Source organism: Actinomadura bangladeshensis, from assembly GCF_004348335.1.
In the GTDB taxonomy this organism is placed as follows: Bacteria; Actinomycetota; Actinomycetes; order Streptosporangiales; family Streptosporangiaceae; genus Spirillospora; species Spirillospora bangladeshensis.
Genome location: NZ_SMJW01000589.1, coordinates 1 through 703 on the forward strand (window position 1 = coordinate 1; position 703 = coordinate 703).

Sequence of the window (703 nt, forward strand, 5' to 3'; positions counted from 1 at the left end):
TCCAGTTGGAGGACTCGGTGTCGACGAAGATGATGCGGGCCTCGGGGTAGCCGGTGTCGTCGTCGGCCCACATGTAGAAGTCCCCGAACGGCCCGTCCGGATCGGTCCGCGACGCCTGGAACCACGGATGCTGGTCCGAGGTGTGGTTCATCACCAGATCCGCGATCACCCGAATACCACGCGCATGGGCTTCTTCGACGAGTTCCACGAAATCGCCCAGCTCCCCGAAGTCGGGCAGGATTCGCGTGTACTCGGAAATGTCGTAGCCGCCGTCTTTCAGCGGTGACTGGTAGATCGGCAGCAGCCACAGGCAGTCGATGCCCAGCCATTGCAGGTGGTCGAGCTTGGAGATCAGCCCGCGCAGGTCGCCGTAGCCGTCGTTGTTGGAGTCGGCGAAGCCCCGCACCGACACCTCGTAGAACACCGCCGTCTTGAACCAGTGCGGGTCGCGCGGCGTCTCGGGGCTGAACGCGTCCGGGACCGGCTCGGACGATGTGGGGATGGCATCGGACGGGATCTCGGTGAAGGGGTCGTCTCGTGGCACGGCGCCCGGCGCCGGATCCGGCCCGGGGCCCGGCGATGCCGCCGCGGATTCTGGCTCGTGGGGTCCGCTCAACTCTCGCTGCTCCGGAACGTCAGGACATGGGCGGGTTGGGTGTGGGGGTCCAGATAGACGTAGTTGGCCTGGGTCCAGGTGTAGGTG

2 protein-coding genes are annotated in these 703 nt (G+C 66.1%); both read right to left on the minus strand.

The annotated features are described in order from the left end of the window. Positions 1-502 (minus strand): alpha-amylase family glycosyl hydrolase (locus E1284_RS41015; protein WP_243715082.1); only part of this gene is annotated, 502 nt, incomplete at its 3' end. A gap of 110 nt (positions 503-612) precedes the next feature. After that, a partial coding sequence (locus E1284_RS44230) for a hypothetical protein (protein WP_424923544.1) occupies positions 613-703 on the minus strand: 91 nt, incomplete at its 5' end.